This is a genomic window from Photobacterium sp. GJ3, from assembly GCF_018199995.1.
Classification (GTDB): domain Bacteria; phylum Pseudomonadota; class Gammaproteobacteria; order Enterobacterales; family Vibrionaceae; genus Photobacterium.
In genome coordinates, this window is sequence record NZ_CP073578.1 from 736,233 (window position 1) to 756,213 (window position 19,981).

At 47.8% G+C, this 19,981-nt stretch carries 19 protein-coding genes; 12 read left to right on the forward strand and 7 right to left on the reverse strand.

All coding sequences use genetic code 11. The features are described 5' to 3' along the window. Positions 1-115: 115 nt before the first annotated feature. Positions 116-706 carry a porin family protein gene (locus KDD30_RS03340; RefSeq protein WP_211647385.1) on the reverse strand — a complete coding sequence of 197 codons (591 nt, stop codon included), beginning with the start codon at positions 704-706 and terminating at the stop codon, positions 116-118. 326 nt (positions 707-1,032) lie between these two features. Between KDD30_RS03340 and rluF the strand changes: the two genes are divergently transcribed. The 4 genes from rluF to KDD30_RS03360 all read left to right on the forward strand — a co-directional run bounded on the left by rluF (position 1,033) and on the right by KDD30_RS03360 (position 4,444). Further along, positions 1,033-2,118 carry a 23S rRNA pseudouridine(2604) synthase RluF gene (gene rluF / locus KDD30_RS03345; protein ID WP_211647386.1) on the forward strand — a complete coding sequence of 362 codons (1,086 nt, stop codon included), beginning with the start codon at positions 1,033-1,035 and terminating at the stop codon, positions 2,116-2,118. Positions 2,119-2,234: 116 nt separating this feature from the next. Continuing rightward, positions 2,235-3,332: a chorismate synthase gene (aroC, locus tag KDD30_RS03350; protein WP_211647387.1), complete on the forward strand. Its 1,098-nt coding sequence runs from the start codon at positions 2,235-2,237 to the stop codon at positions 3,330-3,332. Positions 3,333-3,527: 195 nt separating this feature from the next. Beyond that, on the forward strand, positions 3,528-4,070 hold the full coding sequence (locus KDD30_RS03355; protein ID WP_305800643.1) for an elongation factor P hydroxylase: 543 nt from the start codon (positions 3,528-3,530) through the stop codon (positions 4,068-4,070). A 101-nt stretch (positions 4,071-4,171) separates the two neighbouring features. Further along, the gene (locus KDD30_RS03360; protein ID WP_211649497.1) at positions 4,172-4,444 is read left to right on the forward strand and encodes a YfcL family protein; all 273 of its coding nucleotides are present in this window, start codon (positions 4,172-4,174) and stop codon (positions 4,442-4,444) included. A gap of 308 nt (positions 4,445-4,752) precedes the next feature. Here the strand turns inward: KDD30_RS03360 and KDD30_RS03365 are convergent, their stop codons facing one another. From KDD30_RS03365 to KDD30_RS03390, 6 genes are all read right to left on the reverse strand, one after another. After that, a complete protein-coding gene (locus KDD30_RS03365; RefSeq protein WP_249199183.1) occupies positions 4,753-5,892 on the reverse strand; it encodes an LPS O-antigen chain length determinant protein WzzB in 1,140 nt (379 codons plus the stop codon). A 275-nt stretch (positions 5,893-6,167) separates the two neighbouring features. Then, complete coding sequence (locus KDD30_RS03370; RefSeq protein WP_211647389.1) at positions 6,168-6,365, reverse strand: hypothetical protein; 198 nt, start codon at positions 6,363-6,365, stop codon at positions 6,168-6,170. 286 nt (positions 6,366-6,651) lie between these two features. Further along, positions 6,652-8,886 (reverse strand): YjbH domain-containing protein, encoded by a 2,235-nt coding sequence (locus KDD30_RS03375; protein WP_211647390.1) that lies wholly within the window; start codon positions 8,884-8,886, stop codon positions 6,652-6,654. Further along, positions 8,886-9,722: a capsule biosynthesis GfcC family protein gene (locus KDD30_RS03380; RefSeq protein WP_211647391.1), complete on the reverse strand. Its 837-nt coding sequence runs from the start codon at positions 9,720-9,722 to the stop codon at positions 8,886-8,888. Before KDD30_RS03380 ends, KDD30_RS03375 begins: the two co-directional genes overlap by 1 nt. A gap of 61 nt (positions 9,723-9,783) precedes the next feature. Then, positions 9,784-10,503 carry a YjbF family lipoprotein gene (locus KDD30_RS03385; RefSeq protein WP_211647392.1) on the reverse strand — a complete coding sequence of 240 codons (720 nt, stop codon included), beginning with the start codon at positions 10,501-10,503 and terminating at the stop codon, positions 9,784-9,786. 94 nt (positions 10,504-10,597) lie between these two features. Next, positions 10,598-10,888, reverse strand: a complete 291-nt coding sequence (locus tag KDD30_RS03390; protein WP_211647393.1) for a hypothetical protein — start codon at positions 10,886-10,888, stop codon at positions 10,598-10,600. A gap of 810 nt (positions 10,889-11,698) precedes the next feature. Between KDD30_RS03390 and KDD30_RS03395 the strand changes: the two genes are divergently transcribed. From KDD30_RS03395 to KDD30_RS03430, 8 genes are all read left to right on the forward strand, one after another. Then, positions 11,699-12,859 (forward strand): polysaccharide export protein, encoded by a 1,161-nt coding sequence (locus KDD30_RS03395; RefSeq protein WP_211647394.1) that lies wholly within the window; start codon positions 11,699-11,701, stop codon positions 12,857-12,859. Between the two features lie 3 nt (positions 12,860-12,862). Next, positions 12,863-13,303, forward strand: coding sequence for a low molecular weight phosphotyrosine protein phosphatase (locus tag KDD30_RS03400; RefSeq protein ID WP_211647395.1), 441 nt, complete (start codon positions 12,863-12,865; stop codon positions 13,301-13,303). 115 nt (positions 13,304-13,418) lie between these two features. Continuing rightward, complete coding sequence (locus KDD30_RS03405; RefSeq protein ID WP_211647396.1) at positions 13,419-15,578, forward strand: polysaccharide biosynthesis tyrosine autokinase; 2,160 nt, start codon at positions 13,419-13,421, stop codon at positions 15,576-15,578. Positions 15,579-15,625: 47 nt separating this feature from the next. After that, positions 15,626-16,693, forward strand: coding sequence for a dTDP-glucose 4,6-dehydratase (gene rfbB, locus KDD30_RS03410; protein WP_211647397.1), 1,068 nt, complete (start codon positions 15,626-15,628; stop codon positions 16,691-16,693). Then, positions 16,690-17,571, forward strand: coding sequence for a glucose-1-phosphate thymidylyltransferase RfbA (rfbA, locus tag KDD30_RS03415; protein WP_211647398.1), 882 nt, complete (start codon positions 16,690-16,692; stop codon positions 17,569-17,571). Before rfbB ends, rfbA begins: the two co-directional genes overlap by 4 nt. 16 nt (positions 17,572-17,587) lie before the next feature. Further along, on the forward strand, positions 17,588-18,457 hold the full coding sequence (gene rfbD / locus KDD30_RS03420; RefSeq protein ID WP_211647399.1) for a dTDP-4-dehydrorhamnose reductase: 870 nt from the start codon (positions 17,588-17,590) through the stop codon (positions 18,455-18,457). Position 18,458: 1 nt separating this feature from the next. Further along, positions 18,459-19,004 (forward strand): dTDP-4-dehydrorhamnose 3,5-epimerase, encoded by a 546-nt coding sequence (gene rfbC, locus KDD30_RS03425; protein WP_211647400.1) that lies wholly within the window; start codon positions 18,459-18,461, stop codon positions 19,002-19,004. 20 nt (positions 19,005-19,024) lie between these two features. Beyond that, a complete protein-coding gene (locus KDD30_RS03430; protein ID WP_211647401.1) occupies positions 19,025-19,978 on the forward strand; it encodes a nitroreductase family protein in 954 nt (317 codons plus the stop codon). Positions 19,979-19,981 lie beyond the last annotated feature (3 nt).

Consider the following 19,981-nt stretch of genomic DNA (forward strand, 5'->3'; position numbering starts at 1 on the left):
TGTCCAGGTGTGAAAAGCGGCTTGTGACCGATGGGATCTGCGATTGCTGAAGTGCAGTTGTCTGCCAAGGGTAGAAAAAGGAGCATGCCTGCCCCTTAGTCCTTGTTGATATTGATCAGAAACGATAACCCAGGGCCAGTTGTATCCCTTCATAACGAATGCTGTTTTCGAAATCGAAATTATCCAGAGAACTGTCCGCAACATTTGTGATGTATTCACCGCGGAACATGAACCGCTTGTTGATATTCCATTGAATCCCAACACCTGCGTCCAGCATGAATCCGGAATCATTGACTTTATGAGGGTAACCCTGAAAGGTGGTTTCCGTTCTGACATTGACCATTGAAGCGTTCAGACGGGTATAGAGTTTGATCCCCGAACGGCCAATCTCTCCGGTAGAAGGCACAATACTGAATCCCAGCTGGCCCAACGACATTTCATATTGCGTGTCATCGAGCTGATTCCATTCGTTGGTGTAATCCGTTTTGCTGTAATTGAAAAAAGTTTCTAAGGCAATGTATTCATTAAAATTATGACCGAATCCCAAAGTCAGATTGGGTGTCAGGTTTTCGGTGAGATGTTCGGGTTTGTCCTTCAGTGTCGGACTTAAAAGGCCGATTCCCCCATAAATATAAGATTGCCCGGCCAGTGCTGGTGTCCCGGCCAGCATGCAGAGGACTGAAAGTGCTGCGATAATAGTTTTCATTGATACAACCCCAAGGTGAAAGTAATTGAACGGTGTACAAAACGAGGGGATTAATAACAAGGAATGAATATGAGATCAATGTTTTATGCATTTTGTTTTGTATTTCAGTGCTTCATTGATGTTGGGTTGGTTGTTTTTTGAACGATTTGAGCTGAGTGTTGACTGTGTAAAAGGGATGCGATTCAGATTCAATGAGATAAAGAACGATGCCGTTCTGAGACAATGATGTGATAGAGATAAGTCTCGTGAAAGCATGGCATCTTGACGATTTTCCAGTAAAATCCTTCCCCCATCCGCGTTGTGAAACGCACAGTGAGAAGAGCATCATGTCAGAGAAGAAACCACAGCCGCGTTCAGCCGCACCATCGTCAGACAACCAGGTCCGACTCAATAAATTTATCAGTGACACCGGTTACTGTTCCCGTCGTGAGGCGGATAAGCTCATTGAGCAGGGACGGGTGCTGATCAACGGCCAACCCCCGGAAATGGGGATGAAAGTGGGGCCTGAAGATGAAGTGCTGGTCGATGACAAGCCCCTGCGCCGCAAAGAGCAACCGATTTATATTGCGCTGAATAAACCGTCGGGCATTACCTGTACCACGGAACGCCATGTTGAAGGCAATATTGTGGACTTCATCGGCCACCGCAAGCGGATTTTTCCGATCGGCCGGCTGGATAAAGCCTCTGACGGGCTGATTTTCATGACCAACGATGGGGACATCGTCAATAAGATACTGCGTGCCGGAAACTCGCACGAAAAAGAATATGTCGTGCGTGTGAACAAGCCTGTGACGGAAGAATTCTTGTCCAAAATGGCCTCTGGGGTGCCCATCCTGGATACGGTCACGCTGCCTTGTAAAGTCACGCAAGAAACGACTTACTCATTCCGGATTGTGCTGACCCAGGGGTTGAACCGTCAGATTCGCCGAATGTGTGAAGCGCTGGACTACGAGGTGTATAAACTGCGCCGCGTTCGGATCATGAACATCACCATTGACGGATTACCGAATGGCAAATGGCGCTATCTCACCGATGCAGAAATGGCAGATATCCATCGCTTGCTCGCACAATCGAGCAAAACGGAAGAAGCTTCCCGTGTGAGCGGTGGCGGGCAGTCGATTTCCAAAGCGACCGATGCCAAACTGTATGACGCACGCCAGCAAGAGAAAAAAGAAGGCGAGAGCGTGAAGTACAAAACCTATCAGGGGAAAGGTGAAGTGGATCGCCGCCGCTCCGGTAGCAAACCGAGTAAGCACCCGCGTGCTCAGTCGGGAGCCGGGCAAAGATCTCAGGGTCAAAAACCGAGTGGAAAGCCAGGCCAGGGGCAGCGCCGTGGTCGTCCGGATACGTCCGGAACCGCATCGGCACCGACCGGGATTAAAAAGTGGAAGTCCAAAAAAGAGCAGGACTGATTTCACACCGTCTGCCTTGAATTCCGCTTGCATTCCCCTGGACATCTTTGCACTATTCAGTGATTACAACATTTATTTTAGTGAAGTCGCTAAAAAGCAAAGCAACAGGGGAAGTCATGGCAGGCAACACAATAGGGCAAGTTTTTCGTGTGACCACCTTTGGTGAAAGCCATGGGGTGGCACTGGGCTGCATCGTCGACGGCTGTCCGCCGGGACTGGATCTGACCGAAGCCGACATGCAGCACGATCTCGACCGTCGGCGTCCGGGCACTTCAAAATACACCACACAACGTCGTGAACCCGATGAAGTGAAAATCCTTGCCGGTGTGTTTGAAGGAAAAACTACAGGCACTTCGATTGGCCTGATGATTGAAAATACCGATCAGCGGTCCAAGGATTATTCCAATATCAAAGATCTTTTCCGTCCCGGTCATGCTGATTACACCTACGAACAAAAATATGGCATCCGCGATTATCGTGGCGGTGGTCGTTCCTCTGCGCGCGAAACCGCAATGCGGGTTGCTGCGGGCGCGATTGCCAAGAAATATCTGAAACAGGTACACGGCATCGAAGTGCGTGCGTATCTGTCGCAGATGGGCGACGTGACTATAGATAAAGTTGATTGGGCGCAGGTTGAGCAAAATGCATTCTTCTGTCCGGATGCATCGAAAGTCGAAGCCCTGGATGAACTGATCCGCAAGCTCAAAAAAGAAGGCGATTCCATTGGTGCCAAACTGACTGTCGTGGCCGAAAATGTCCCGGTTGGTTTGGGGGAACCTGTTTTTGATCGTTTGGATGCGGAAATCGCACACGCGCTGATGGGCATTAATGCGGTGAAAGGCGTCGAGATTGGCGATGGGTTTGATGTGGTACAACAGCGGGGCAGTGAACACCGCGACGCGATGACGCCGGAGGGATTTACCTCGAACCATGCGGGCGGCATTCTGGGCGGGATCTCTTCAGGACAGGATATTGTGGCGCATCTGGCCCTGAAACCGACCTCCAGTATTACGGTGCCGGGTGAAACCATCAACAAACAGGGTGAAAGTGCCGAAGTCATTACCCGTGGCCGTCATGATCCTTGTGTTGGGATTCGCGCCGTTCCGATTGCTGAAGCCATGGTTGCGATTGTGCTCATGGATCACCTGCTGCGCAACCGCGCCCAAAACGCAGATGTCGTCACCCAAACGCCAAAACTGAAAGAAGTCAGATAACCCGGGATTGGCAGTGATTCATCATAAAAAGGACGTTGGGGCGTCCTTTTTTATTGAGCTGGTGTTTGCATCAACGATCTTCAAGATTCGCACTCAAGACGCAAAATCGCTATAATCGCCGCGCTTTTGAAAGCAGTACGGGTTGATGATGATCTGTACTTTTCGGGTTGTTCCACTGAAATGAATGCGCTGCTCATGTCCCACGATTATCACGATCTGATTCAACTGTTTAACCGTACTTTTCTGCCCACCTACCAGACCGAATTGGTTCTGGGAGGCGACGAGCCTATTTATCGGCCTGCAGATGCAGCTCATCCGCATCACCGGGTGATTTTTGCCCGGGGCTACTTTGCCTCTGCGCTGCATGAAATTGCTCACTGGTGTATTGCCGGTGCCGAACGTCGTTTACTCGAAGATTATGGTTATTGGTACTTACCGGATGGCCGGGATGAACAACAGCAGGCTGCATTCGAGCAGGTTGAAGTGAAGCCTCAGGCAGTCGAATGGCTGCTGTCGGCCAGCTGTGGTTTTCGGTTTCAGGTCAGTTGCGACAACTTGAGTGGTGATCATGAGCCGGATCGGGTAGGCTTTACCCGCAAAGTGCGTGAGCAAGTGTTGTCCTATCTGAATCAGGGCATGCCTGAGCGAGCTGCGATGCTCTCGGAAGCATTACGGGCACATTACGGCGTGCCTGCACTGAAATCAGAACACTTTGCCGAGCCATGTCTGTCATTGTGAATCGTCACGTGAAGAGATGCGTGGCAGTCAGAATCAAGTAACCTTTGGCCATCCGCCCGCCTGCCGGGCTGGCCGACAGCACAGAAAACAAGAGTGACGAGATGATCCATCAATACGAAGAAAAGCTGCTTACCTTAATTGATCAGATGGTCGAAACAGCCTCTGATGATGAACTCTTTGCCGGAGGTTACCTGCGGGGGCATATCTCACTGTCCGCCGCAGATTGCGAGCGTGATGGCGTGACTTCTGTTGATGTCATGAATCAGGCCGTCAATAACAGCCTGAAAGAAGCGCAGTCAGAACTGAACCCGGCCGATCAGTCGCTGGTGAAATCTTTATGGCAACAGCTTCAGCAGAACGCCGCAGTTTCATAAAGGCGCAGTTTCATCAAGAGATAATACCAATCGCAGTCAATCACTGGTCATCCTAGCTTGTTCAAATGTTCGATCACTGCGTTATATTTTTTGATTGTAGAATAACTACTTATCTAAAAAATCCGCCTTGTTCTCAAACATTTTTCCTGCGCTATTTCTGATCATTGACTGACTTTGATTGGTATAACACGCCATTCAGGTTGTTGTTTTACATGGCGAGGAATGGAAAGACAACACTGATACCAGAAACACAAAAGCCAGCCCGAGAGCAATCTGGGCTGGCTTTGTTGTATGGGGTAGTTTTGGACTTAATCGTGGTTTCTGAATGCCGTGCGAATCAGCACAAAAGCCACACCCAGCATGCCACCCAGTAAGGTTGCAATCACCACAATCAATGCGCGTTTCGGTTTGTCCTTGGTGATTGGCTTTTCAACGTTTTCCAGAAAACGGTAAGTTTTAAAATGGATGTTTTTATCCAGTGCTGTCCCACGAAGCAAGGACAAACGCGCTTCGACCTGCTGAATTCTTGGTTCAACAACACTCAGGTTCTTTACAGATTCCAGAGCACTCACTTTGGCGGCAAGAGCTTTTGAGCCCAGATTAATCGCAAAGATTTCACCATCGCCCAGGTTCTGTACCGGTTGGTTCACATCCGCTGCACTGGCAATATCCAGCGCGTACTGCGTCCGCTCTTTCTCAACCGCTAAATAACTGCTGGCCTGATTGCGCAGCACCCGTAATTGCTGTTGCAGCTCATTTTCTTTCGCCAGCACCAAGGCCTGCACGTTAGCCAGAGTATCGTGGTAAACCTTAGCAGACACATAATCAATGTATTGCTTCAGCATTTGAAAGCTACTGTTGCTGGTGGTGGCCTGCAGGTTGATCACATAGATATCAGACTCTTGCTTGCTCGCTTGCTGGGCACTGATTTTGTCGAACCAGCTCTCCAGCACACGATCCATGCTTTCTTCATCGGCATCGCTAATCTGGTTTTCGGTCAGATAATGCTGAAATTCAGCATTGTTCATCAGGAAGGCTTTTTTATTCTCCAGCGAGTTAAAGCCATTCACAAAGTTTTTAAACAGGAGCTCGGCATCGGCGACGTCTGTCAGTTGGGTGCTGACCAGCACAGTGCCGTCGGCCTGATAAATATCAAAAGCGGGCTGAAACGCACTGATTTCACGCTGGAGCTGCGCAAAGTCGGTAATTTGCGGTTGAATCACTTTGGCCTTGGCGGTCCACCATTCCTGGGCGGTCAGGGCATAGCCAACCCCGGCAAGTGCGAAGATGACAGTGAACAAAGTGATCAGCAGTTTTTCCCGCCAGAGTGTTCTGACGAGTTCTACCAGATCGATTTCATCAGCGTGGTCGTGATTGGGCATAGGCGACTGAGGTGGATGGACAAGTTGGGGGCCGGATGGCATGGCTTTCGTGTGTGTATCTGTCACTATGATACTTCCATTAATAACTGCAATTTGCGATGCGGTAAAAGATAAATGTTGAACGGTTTCTGCTTTGTAATTTTATAAGTTGGCTTAAGCAGTGTATTGGCATCAGGTAAATGATTACTCACTGCGGAATTATAGGGGGGCCTCAGGGGAGAAGCAAGCGGACAAGTGCCTGTGACTGAATTTTGTGGAGCAAGTTTACTTTCAACGTGATCACAGGCAAAAAAGAAGCGATGTTTTGCGGATGAAAATACAATCAGTGAAACGCAATCCCATCAGTCCAGCGTGTAGGGAAAGCTGATGTATTTACGGCGATAGTTTGACGATCCGGCAAACAGTGTCAGCAACACCGAGACCGCGAGGATGCCCAGACTGAAGATCAGGTTTTCCTGAACGATCAGCTGATAACAGCAGGTGGCAAAAAATGCGATCGCCAAACACAGGTTCAGCTTATGCAGCAATGGAAATTTCATTGAAAAAACTGCGTATTTTTTGAACATCTGACTACCTCTAGTTAACCAAAAGATTCATCCATGCAATCAGTGAAGGCGGCCGGGAGTCCGCAAGATTAATTTTTTGCGATCATTTTGCTCGATTCAGATCCCCTCTGCGCAGCAGATCACCTTCACGGGGAGCGAAGGCACTATCATGGGCAGTGGTCAGGCACAGGGCAACTCAAATATTCTTAATTAATCTCAAGAAACTTTAATTAATCTCAAATGTAAAACCACCGCCTGAAGGCGGTGGCATACGAGTCGCTTAAGGGGCCGATGATGTCATTTTTCGGCTGTACCAGGGTTCCCGTGCATCGGTGATTTGGTACAACTGATACTTCCGGTTCAGCATCTGACCGCCGTCTCGGGTCAGGGGCAGCCAGGAAATCGTGGCGCGGTTGCGGCTGGGTTTAATCGTCATGATGTCGTAAGGAATAGAGATATAAAATCCTTTGTTGTAGCTCCCTTCGCCAAACTCTTCGGCAGACAGGTCGGTGAGCGTCACGAATGCGCCCGCAATCACGCCACTATCGAACTGTTTCGAGAAGTCAAAGGTCATCCCGACATCTTCTGTCAGGTAGCGGCCCGCACTGATTTTCATCAGGGTATTCGGCAGAAATGTCCATTGCGGCTGATAATAAAGCGTTGCATGGCCCGTCAATGCGCCTGTCTGAACCCGATAATCTCGTCCCGTGATAGGGTCGAAGTGGACTTCGTCGTGGAACAAGCCCAGTTGGGTGTCCGGATCCCGCTGAATCACATAGTTCATATCCATCCCAAAGGCCCAGTTTGAGCGCATTGGCCGGTATAGGAACTCACTGCCTGCGCCTGCGAACATCATTTCCAGATAGCCGCCATAGGCTTGTGCGTACCAGTCATCGGCCAACTGATCCATCCAGGTCAGCTGCAGGTTATTGACCCGAAGCGGATTGCCATCAATATACTGCCGGACTAAGGTTCGGACCCGTTTTAAATCGGTGCCATCCGGCGGGACGTCATATTTGAACTTATCGTAATTGTCCAGCAGGTTCAGGTACAGGCTGCCGCCCAGTTCCCACTGATCATTGAATGCGTAGCTGGCCCCGGCATTGATACCGAGGTTATAGAGATAAAATCCTTCTGAGCCACCGAAGGATTGCTGCAGGTTGGGGGACAGGCTGAGATCCCAGGGATCGTTATCTCTGGCAATCAATTGTCCCTGCGGCGCACGCGGCACCTGCGTGGTTAAGGCATCGTCAATGGTTGCATTGACGTAGAGAAGTCGTGCGACCGCATCATAGTCCGCGACATTGATCTGGGTTTCGGTAATCGGCAAATCCTGGCTGGTCTCAATCAACCGATAGGTGTCAAAAGCGGGCTGGCCTGTTATCGGATCGGTCGGAAGTTGATTGCTCAGAATGGTGGCAGCGCGATCATAGCCCTGCATCCGATCCCGGTATTTATCCTGCGAGGCGAGCACAGTGACTGTGGTGTCGTCCGCATAAAGGGTCGGATTTTTCAGCCCCGCATTCTGATGGAGCTCATCCGCAATCTTTTGCCAGTCTTCGGCAATGAGATCCTGTTTTTGTGGATTGGGCGCATAGGCGGGTTTGGGAGTATCCCGCCAGGCCGTCGTTTGCTGATTAAAGTTGGTCTTCAAATTCAGGCCAACCGTCCAGGTATTGCCTCGCTCATAACTCAGGCGCAGATCGCCCCAGTTCCCGAGGCTGTACAGGGTACCAATATTGAACGGGCTGTCCTGCGACATATCTGTTCCTGCACGGGTGACTGGAAAATCACTGGTGTAGTCGTTGCCGTCATATTCCAGTTTGAAGCGCAGCGGTTGCCAGGGGGTCTGATACTCCACACCGCCGAACACCGACATGCAGCCGGTGAACCAGCGCTCGAAATCAACACTGCCCCCTTTCCCTTTGTATTCCGTGTTCCGGCCGCAGTCGTTGCTGAGACTTTTATCGCCTTTCAGGTTGGCGCGGTTGCCCATATAGCCCCAGCCGAGGCCGAGGGTGAAATCCAGGGGCCCCCAGTGTTTACTGGCTGCCAGATATTCACCATCAAACAGGCCGGTACCGCCAAAATCCCGGATACCGATAGACGTCTCCGGCAGCCAGTAACTTTCTTCCAGCAGACGAATTTTAAAATCAATGCCTTTATCGGTGTATTTGGTATCGCCACTGAAGTTGGGATCGTTGCTGTAAAGCACATCCTGCACCAGAGTGTAGCGAATCGTTGTTTCCAGCCAGGGGAACAATTGCAGCGACACGTTGTAATGCAGGTAATCCTTGTTATAGGTGGTCCCGAACGTAAATTCACCTTCAGGCGCGACCCGGCCTGAAGGCATCTGCATCAGGCCGACACCGCCAAAGTCACTTTGAGACACGTGAAAAACCGGCGCACTGAATTCGTCTGCTAAGGCAGAGGGGGCGACCAGACTGAGCGACAACCCGGACAATAAACCGAAGCGACAGCGGATGGCGCGAGAAGAGGAAACAGGCAGCAACATCAGAAAGGCCTTTGTTTAAGCAAATCGAGAAGATGAAGGTTCAAAGAGGCCAGCTCATCCGGTAAGCCGGAAAAAGGCAGAAAAAGGGTTGCCCCCGGGGCGATATCCCGATGGGTCCGGTTCCAGTAAGCTATCGGATGCTTTTCTGTCGTTCCGTCGGGCTGAATCACCCAGACATAATCGGGTTCTGCCACAGCCAGTTGACCGGTCTGTTCAAGGTATCCGGTGGCATTTTGACGCGCTTGCCACGGCAGGCGGACTTCTCCCGTCTGAGCACTGCCAGCTTGCGTGTTCAACGGAATGGCGCCCGTGACTTTGACAATGTCTGGCCGGGTCAGCAGTTGTAATTCAAAGGAGCCGTTCAGTCCGGGGTTATCCGAAGGCGTGATTCGGATGTGATCCCAATCCAGCGGCATGACTAAGCGTTGGCCAGGCATCGGTTGAGCGAAGGCTTTGGCCATGACTTGGAGTTGACGACTGGTGGCCGGAGATTTGGCTTGCCAGTGCCGGGACAAGGACTGAAGTTGTTCTGCGACCCGTAACTGTAACTGTTGCATTTCAAGCTTGGCACTGGGGCTGGTTTGCCATAGGCGGGCGCCAGACCAGTAAAGGGATGCATTTTTTGCTGATGACGGCAGTTGATTCAGATTTGCCAGAGTATCCTGAAAAACCTGCTCCAGCCGGACTGTCGCCGGATAGCGAAGCGCGAGGCCCTGCGAGGCATCGTTCAGACGAACCGTGACCTGGGTAGCCTCTTGCGTGTTTTTCTTGATTTGGACGTCTGTGTTCGCCGATACGGCTGAAGCCAGCAGCAGGAGGATGGCAGTGAGGGTCAACAGGCCCGCCTTTCCGCTGGTCAACAAGGAAAAGGGAAAAGAATAGAGGCGTTTTGTCATGTTATTCATTTCCATACGGCTTGAGTAATTGTATTTCTATGTCGGGCAAGCCAGGCGCAAGTTTTTGCCGGCTCATCAGGACCACTCCACTTTCCGGGTGAATCCAGAATGCGTTGTCGAAGGTTTGATTCAGCGCAGGTACTTCAACGTGCTCAATGAAGTACCGGGCATAACGTGTCACGTCATTGATGGTGATGCTTTGCAAGCCTTTGTCTTCAAAACGGGAAATAACCGGGTAGCCAAAATGGTAGCCGGGTTGCCAGTCAATCTGTCGACGCCAGTGATTCGGCGTGGTGGACAAATGGAGGCCGAGCGCGACCGGGTCGGGCTCCTGTGATTCGACCTGGATCAGGTTGCCTTGTGGCAGGTTCAGGGTTTTGACCAGACGCCCCTGTTCGGTCACCAACATCCCGCGATCTGCAGCCAGCCACTTGAGTTGCAGCGCTTCAGGGGCGTTCTCAGCATGAGTTCGGGGAGCTTTCTCGGCTAATGCCAGCACCATAAATGCCCGGGGACCCTCGTTGATCCGCGCGTAAATACTGGCATAGGGCAAGGTTTCGATCCAGGATTGAGACTTGACTGAATCATCTTCGCCGGACACGGCTAGTCGAAAGGTTTCAGAGACATTTTGAAATTTCTGGCTGCATCCGGTGATTAACAGAACTGAGAACAACAGAGCGAAAATCGGTCGACATGAAGAGAGGAAGCGAGCGGGTTGCATCGAATATCCATATCACATAAGAGCGAAAATATAAAAATAACCGCACAGAACCGTGCGGTTATAGAGACTCGTTAAGGCATGTCAATCACAGGCATTAACTGTTATTTGATACGGTGGTTGCAGTGTCGTTGTCGGTTGCATCCACAATCGCAACAGCAGTCACGGCAACGGCCGCACCCACAGCAACGGTTGTTGCAGTAATGCCACCAACAGCAGCAGCGGTCGCGCCCGCAGTGCCAGCAGCAGTGCCAGCCGCAGCTGTAGACGCTGTGGTCGCAGTTGTTGTAGACGTAGAAGCTGCAACAGAACCTGTGCTGGTGCCTGTGGCAGCCATTGCTGAGCCAGCCATCATCAGGGCGGCCAGAGAAATGAACACTTTTTTCATCCTAATTCCCTTATTGTGTGAAGTGATTAATCTTAATAATGCGGTTTATCATCAAGTCAAAGCGCTTTTTAATGATATTTGGATATATCAAGGATAGCAATGAATTGAATGTGAAGATTGCGCATTTCAGCCGGGTGCAAACAAAATGCTCGTTTAGAATATCCTATTTTATGGAAGTGAGATTGGTTCAGAAAGTGAATAGCCGAAACACCAAGCGCATATAATTCAATCGGTTGTTCACGTTAATCTTTGTTCTGACAGTCAGCTAACAAAGAACAATTACTCTAAGTTGATACCAGTTGCATTTAATGGTTTCTCACTGAGGTGTGATTGTGTAGAATGCGGCAGCCAAAATGACAGTCTGTCCTGAAGATTTGATATGTCTGACAGCGATTATTTCAGGCAAACTGGTTTTTGCAAATTTTTGGTGAAATTGAACTTAACTGTAGGGCTAATCACAGTTTTCCAATAAAACGTGATTGAGGGTAACGCTTCAATCAGGTGAAACGGTAACCTGCACAGAACAACATGGATGTCGTGATGAGCAATTGGGAGCTGTAACCTAAGGGCGGTAGCATGCTCAATCGCTACCATCAATGGTCTTAAACCAATCTGCCTGAATCATCATGATTGGCTGTCATGGGATAAAGTTATTTTACCTTTGTCTAAATTAGCAACCTGCATGACTTTCTGGATACAACAGTGTTCATAGTGTGCGAGTTACATCAAGTTTGGCAATTGAAATAGATAACCCAGATTTAATTTTTAGATCTAAATTCCACTTTTTATTACTTATTACGTTGATTGGATATGGATTTCTCTAAGAAGCTCATTTTTTCTGCTGTCGCTTCACTGTTATTAGCAGGTTGTACAGTCGTCCCCGGTTCCCACCTGTCGTTACCAGACAATAAACAACAAGAAGACAATGATGCGTTCAGTGTGTCTGAACAGGTCAATGTATATCCGTTAACGCCTTCCGTGATTCGTCAGTCCAAACGTCCAGAAGCCTCGGCAAGAACAAACCCCGCGCTGGATGCAGAACTCAATGGCTATGAATACTATATCGGACCGGGTGACATCCTGAATATTACCATTTGGGATCACCCTGAGCTGACGATACCGGCCGGTTCTTACCGAAGTTCGAGTGAATCAGGCAACTGGGTACATGCAGACGGAACAATCTTTTACCCTTACATCGGAACGGTTCTGGTGGGGGGGAAAACCGTAACCCAGGTGCGCGATGAGATTTCCCGCCGTCTGGCCGCTTTCATTGAAAGCCCGCAGGTGGATGTGAATGTGGCTGCGTTTCGTTCTCAGAAGGCGTACGTAACCGGCGAAGTGAACACGCCCGGGCAACAACCGATCACTAATGTGCCATTAACCCTGCTGGATGCTATAAACAGAGCAGGTGGTCTGGCAAAAGATGCCGACTGGCGAAATGTCACATTAACGCGGCAGGGCGGTGAACAACCGATATCGCTGTATGCGCTGATGCAGCGTGGCGATTTGACTCAAAACCGTTTGTTGCGCCCGGGCGATATCATCCATGTGCCACGAAACGACGCACAAAAGGTTTTTGTGATGGGTGAAGTAAATGCTCCACAACTGCTGAAGATTGATCGTGCAGGTATGACACTGACTGAAGCCTTAAGTAGTGTTGGCGGTATCAACGAACTGGAGGCGGATGCCACGGGGGTGTTTGTGATTCGGAACGTACACAAAGCCCAATCTGGCGTTGTGCAAACCACCACCGTGCAGACCAATCAGGTGATGGCAGATATCTACCAGTTGAATATTCAGGATGCGGCTGCATTGGTGTTGGGCACAGAGTTTGAACTGGAGCCCTATGATGTGGTGTATGTCACCGCCGCACCCATTGCGCGCTGGAATCGCGTGATTCGTCAGCTCCTGCCGACCATTACCGGGTTTAACCAGCTCACTGAAGGTGCGGTAAGAGTAAGGGATTGGTAACACATGTTTAATCATATACTGGTGGTGTGCGTCGGCAATATTTGTCGCTCTCCATCCGGGGAGGCGCTGTTAAAACAACTGCTCCCCGGTAAAAACATTCGCTCGGCCGGGCTCAGTACCGAAAAAAGTGGCCTGAGTGGTAAATCCGCTGATCGCATGGCGACAGACATTGCTGCTGAAAACGGGATTTGTCTGGATGGTCATCAGGCACAACAACTGACCGCTGATCTGTGTCGTGAGTTTGATCTGATTCTGGTGATGGAAAAGGGTCATCTTGATGTTGTGGCGTCTATTGCGCCGGAAGCCCGGGGTAAAACCATGCTGTTCGGACAATGGATTGGACAACAGGATATTCCGGATCCCTATCGTATGAGCCGGGAAGCTTATGAACACACTTATCAGTTGATAGATAAAGCGGCTCATGCCTGGGCACAAAAGCTGTAAATTCAGCCGCTGAAAACTCTCGACCTGAGCGCTGCTTCTTAGAAGGAAGCCAGTGAAAGAACAGCACTCAGACAGGAATAATGACTTAGAAAAGTAGCCAGAGTAGAAGTATACGATGACTGTTTCGCAACAAGTGTCGGTCAAACAATCCGACTCCGATGAGATTGATCTAGGGAAACTGTTCGGTATTTTACTGGACAGCCGCTGGACCATTATCGCCATCACCTTTGCCTTTGCTGTTGTAGGTGTCGCTTATGCGCTGCTGGCAACGCCAATTTATAAAGCCGATGCTTTGCTTCAGGTGGAAGAAAAAAACAACGGCTTGTCTGCATTAGGCGATATGGGGGAAATCTTCTCCAGCGAATCTTCGTCCAATACCGAAATTGAAATTTTACGCTCACGAATGATTCTGGGGAAAACGGTCGATAAACTGAACCTGACCACGCTGGCAAGCCCTGAAGCCCTGCCATTGATTGGACCCGGTCTCAACCGCCTCGCCAACAATCAGGACAGCATTGCAATCAGCCGCTTTGAAATTCCGCAAGAGATCGAAAAACCGAATTTTACGCTGGTTGTGGATGATCTGAGCAATCATACCTTCATCCTGTTCAATCATGACGGGGAAAAAGTCCTGTCTGGCAAAGTGGGTGAGTTAGCGGTTGCCGGCGATTACAAAGTTTTTGTTACGGAAATGAATGCTGAAACCTCCGGCACAGAGTTTGAGATTCAAAAACGCTCCCGCCTTGACAGTATTCAATGGGTCCAGCAAAACCTGAGTGTTGCAGAACGCGGGAAGCAAACCGGCATTCTTCAGTTGTCTTTTACCGGACCCGATAAAGCGCAAAATACGGCGATTTTGAATGACATCAGCCAAAATTATTTCTTACAAAACGTGGCGCGTAACTCCGCGGAAGCAGAAAAAAGTCTGGCGTTTCTCCGGGGCCATCTGCCCGATGTTAAATTACAGCTCAATCAGGCCGAAGATGAATTGAACCAGTTCCGTCAGGCAAATGATTCGATCGATTTAGGGCTGGAAGCCAAATCGACGCTGGATGTGATGGTGAAGCTGGAATCCCAGCTGAATGAACTGACCTTCAAAGAGAGTGAAATTTCACAGCGGTTTACCAAAGAGCACCCGGCGTACATTGCCCTGCTGGACAAGCGGCAAACTCTGCTGAAAGAGCGGGAGCGATTCAACCGACAGGTTCAGAAGTTGCCGAAAACACAACGAGAAGTGTTGCGGTTGACTCGGGATGTGGAAGTCAATCAGCAAATCTATGTGCAGCTGCTCAATAAAGTGCAGGAATTGAACATTCTCAAAGCCAGCACGGTCGGGAATGTCCGGATACTGGATGTCGCACAGTCGTACACGCAGGCTATCAAACCGAAGAAACCACTGATTGTGGTGCTGGCGACCTTATTGGGCGGTATGTTGGCAGTGGCTTTGGTGCTGGTTCGTGCAGCCTTCCATCGTGGGGTTGAAAACCCGGATGAGATTGAAGCGATTGGTTTACCTGTGTATGCCAGTATTCCGATGTCGGACTGGCAGGCGGATATGGAGAAAAAACAAAAAGCCAAGCGTCAATTGACCGTCGAAGAAAGTTTACTGGCCGTGGCAAACCCGGCGGATCTGTCGATTGAAGCCTTGCGCAGCCTGCGAACCAGCCTGCACTTTGCGATGATGGAAGCGAAGAATAACGTGCTGATGATTTCGGGGCCGAGTCCGGGTATCGGCAAGTCCTTTGTATCGTCCAATATGGCTGCCGTGATTGCAAAAGCAGGGCAACGGGTGTTGCTGATTGATGCCGATATGCGTAAAGGCCGGTTAGAAAAAAACATGGCGGTCACCCATACACCTGGCCTGTCGAACTATCTGGCAGATACTGCAAGCATTGAAGACATTATCAAACAGCCTGGTGTGGAAGGGCTGGCCTTTATTGGCCGGGGCGAAGTGCCACCGAATCCCTCGGAACTTCTGATGCATCCACGTTTCAAGAAACTGCTGGAGTGGGCGTCTGAAAACTACGATATGGTGGTTGTGGACACCCCGCCGATTCTGGCGGTGACCGATCCAGCCATTGTGGGTACTCATGCGGGGACTACTTTGCTGGTTGGCCGCTTTGGCCAGAATGCCGTGAAAGAGATTGAAGTGACCAAACAACGCTTTGAGCAAAATGGCATTGAAGTGAAAGGCTTTATTCTGAATGCGGTGCTGAGAACTGCGAGTTCGCATTATAGTGGTGGTTACTATAACTATAGCTATGAATCAAAATAAATTTAAATTATCAATTTCCCCCATTACGAAGTAATTAAGGTAACAGTGTGAAAATACTTGTAACAGGTGGTGCTGGTTTTATTGGGTCAGCCGTTGTTCGACATATTATTCAAAATACAACGGACAGTGTTATTAATCTGGATAAGCTGACTTATGCTGGCAATCTGGAATCTTTAAATAATATTTCAGAAAACGATCGTTATTGTTTCGAGCAAGTGGATATCTGCGATAAAGCTGCGCTAGAACGCGTATTTGCTGAACATCAGCCGGATGCTGTGATGCATTTGGCTGCGGAAAGCCATGTCGACCGTTCAATAGATGGTCCTGCTGACTTTATCGAAACCAATATCATCGGGACGTATCACTTGTTGGAAGTGTCTCGAGCCTATTGGAATCAGTTGGACGAAGCACGTAAAACAGCTTTTCGTTTCCACCATATTTCAACCGATGAAGTATATGGTGATTTAGAAGGCACAACCGATCTGTTTACTGAAAACACGTCATATAAACCAAGCAGCCCGTATTCTGCATCAAAGGCCTCAAGCGATCATCTTGTCCGTGCCTGGCTGCGAACTTATGGCTTTCCGACCATTGTGACGAATTGCTCTAACAATTACGGTCCTTACCATTTTCCGGAAAAGCTGATTCCACTGATGATTTTGAATGCTTTAGATGGAAAGCCGTTGCCTGTGTATGGCGATGGTATGCAGATTCGTGACTGGCTCTTTGTCGAAGATCACGCACGTGCCTTGTACAAAGTGGTGACTCAGGGCGTGGTTGGTGAAACATACAACATTGGTGGCCATAACGAGAAAGCTAATATCGAAGTGGTGAAGACCCTTTGTGCGCTTCTTGAAGAACTGGTTCCAGAGAAACCAACTGGTCTGGCGTCTTATGAATCACTCATTACTTATGTGGCTGACCGCCCGGGTCATGATGTGCGTTACGCCATTGATGCGAGCAAAATTGAGCGTGAACTGGGCTGGACACCTGAAGAAACCTTTGAAACCGGTTTGCGTAAAACCGTTGAATGGTATCTGAATAATAAAACCTGGTGGCAGCGTGTATTGGATGGCTCGTACAGTATGGAACGTTTGGGAGTAACTGCATCATGAAAGGTATTATTCTAGCTGGCGGTTCTGGCACGCGTTTATATCCGATCACGCGGGGTGTATCCAAACAGTTGCTTCCTGTTTACGATAAACCGATGATTTATTATCCGCTATCAACGCTGATGTTGGCAGGTATTCGAGATATCTTGATCATCACGACACCAGAAGATAACGAATCTTTCCGACGTCTTTTGGGCGATGGTTCAGACTTTGGCATCAATTTGCAATATGCAGTCCAGCCAAGTCCGGATGGTCTGGCACAGGCATTCATTATTGGCGAAGAGTTCATTGATGGTGACAGTTGCTGTTTAGTACTCGGTGATAACATCTTCTATGGCCAGTCATTCTCGAAAACTTTAAAGTATGCAGCTGAACGTGAGCAAGGTGCGACTGTCTTTGGCTATCAGGTGAAAGATCCGGAGCGTTTTGGCGTGGTCGAATTCGATCAGGAGATGAAAGCTGTCTCTATTGAAGAAAAACCGACGTCACCCAAATCAGACTACGCTGTGACCGGGTTGTATTTCTACGATAATCGTGTCGTTGATTTTGCAAAACAAGTGGAGCCATCTGAGCGGGGTGAGCTGGAAATTACGTCAATCAACCAAATGTATTTGGAAGATGGCAGTTTAAATGTAGAGTTGCTTGGCCGTGGCTTTGCTTGGTTAGATACGGGCACCCATGAAAGTTTGCATGAAGCTTCTTCTTTTGTTCAAACCATTGAGCATGTACAGGGGTTGAAAGTCGCTTGTTTAGAAGAGATTGCATGGCGTAATGGATGGCTGAGCAATGAAGCGCTGTTAGAGATCGCCAAGCCCATGCTCAAAAATGAATATGGTCAATATTTAAAACGTCTGATTGACGAAAAGTTCAAATATCAATAAAGACTGGACAGCCGATATGAAAATATTGATTACGGGTGCAAATGGCCAGGTCGGTCAAGCGCTTGTCAATAAACTTCAGGGTAAGGCTGAATTGCTCGCGGTTACACGCGAGCAATTGGACATTACCAATGAAGCAAGAGTACAAACACAAGTTCAGGCCTTTTTACCGGATGTCATTATCAATGCCGCAGCATATACAGCAGTGGATAAAGCAGAGCAAGAACAGGAACTATCGCATCAAATTAATGCAGTCGGTCCTGAATTTTTGGCAAAAACCGCGGAAGGTATCAATGCAGCTTTGCTTCATATTTCGACTGATTATGTGTTTTCTGGTGAAAAGTCGGGTTGCTACAATGAGCTGGATGAAACGAACCCGCAAGGTGTTTATGGCCTAACGAAGTTAGCCGGCGAAAAGTTGGTGGCTGAATTTTGTTCGAAACATATTATATTGCGTACCGCCTGGGTCTTTCATGAAAATGGCGAAAATTTCGTGAAAACAATGTTACGTTTGGGTAAGGAGCGAGATAGTCTGGGAATTGTAGGAGACCAGTTCGGTGGACCTACTTATGCCGATGATATTGCTGATGCGTTAATACAAATTGCACATCATATTACCAGTGGGATGCCAACGAATTATGGTATTTATCATTTTTCTGGCATGCCTCATGTTACTTGGTTTGACTTTGCTAGCGCCATTTTTGATGCCGCAGTAAAACATCAGGTGATCGATAAAAAACCTCAGCTAAATACAATTACGACAGCAGACTTTCCCACTCCTGCAAAACGACCAGCAAATTCAAAGCTAAATTGTGACAAAATTCAGCGTGAATTTGGGATTACACCAAGTAATTGGCATCTTGCTTTAGAACGAATTGAAGAATATTGATATGAAAGTTATAGAAACTAACATTCCGGATGTCAAAATTATTGAGCCTGCTGTATTTGGTGATGAGCGCGGTTTCTTTATGGAAACCTGGCAGCAGAAAAAATTTGAAGAGTTAGTGACGGGTAAACCGTGCCAATTTGTGCAGGACAACCATTCCAAGTCGAAAAAAGGCATCTTACGTGGGCTACATTACCAAACCGAAAATACTCAAGGTAAATTGGTTCGAGTAATCTCTGGTGAAGTATTTGATGTGGCAGTTGATATTCGTAAGAACTCGCCAACATTTGGCCAATGGGTTGGCGTATACCTTTCTGCAGAAAATAAACGACAACTTTGGGTGCCAGAAGGTTTTGCTCATGGATTCTATGTAACGAGTGATGAGGCTGAATTTGTTTATAAATGTACAGATTACTATAACCCAAAATTTGAACATAGTATCATATGGAATGATCCATCTATTGGGATCGAATGGCCAGTAAATAATTCAATAATCTTGTCTGATAAAGATGAAAATGGCTCTTTGCTAGTAGAGGCTACAACACTTTGATTAAAAATATGAAGCGAGAAGTGAAGAGAATCATTAATTGTTTGAAAATGATTCCTGACTATTTTTATGACTACAGAAACTATGCAAAGCATTCATTACATGTAGGGCGTTATCGAGAAGAAGAACATGCGTTTGGATTGATAATTCGCATTTATCATACTATTGAAAAAGGCTTATCAATAACTAATAAAAAGCCAGAGTTTGGATTGGACAGTATCCATTGGTTGCAAAATATTATTATTGAAAACCTAAGTGAATCAGAAAGGAAAAACAAGCATGTTCAAAGCGCTATAATCACATTAAAAAAATATTTTGAAATTAATAAGAACGATAAAAATAGCCAAAAGTATTTATTTGAAGAAGAGAGGTTCAACAGAGTCGTTTCAGGGTTCTACACTGGTGGAATAAATGGCGGCACAAAGAGATTAAATGTTATCAATAATTGGGTTGATTACTCAACATTCTTTAAAAATAGAAGTAGTACACGTGAGTTCAATACAGATGTTATATCAGACGAAGATATTAAGAAAATTATTTCGATAGCAAAGCATTGCCCATCTGCATGTAATAGACAAGCTATAAAAATATTTTACTCTACATCTTTAATAAAAAATAAAGATATTCTTTCATTACAAAACGGAAGTCGTACATTCAGAGATAAGGTACCAGGTGTTATGATTGTTTGTTCTGATATTAGGTATCAGGAGGGGCATGAAGAGAGAAATTTAGGTTACATTGAGGGTGGAATATGGGTTATGTCCTTGATTAATGCAATGCACTCATTAAACTTTGGTTCTTGTGCATTAAACTGGTGTGTATCAAGAAAAACAGATCAGAAACTAAAGCAATTAATAGATATACCAGATTATTATCAGATTTCTGCATTGATTGCATTTGGATATCCGGATAAAGACCAGTTAGTTCCATATTCTTTAAGGAAAAATAGTCAAGATTTTATGGAAGAAATTAAGTAGAGT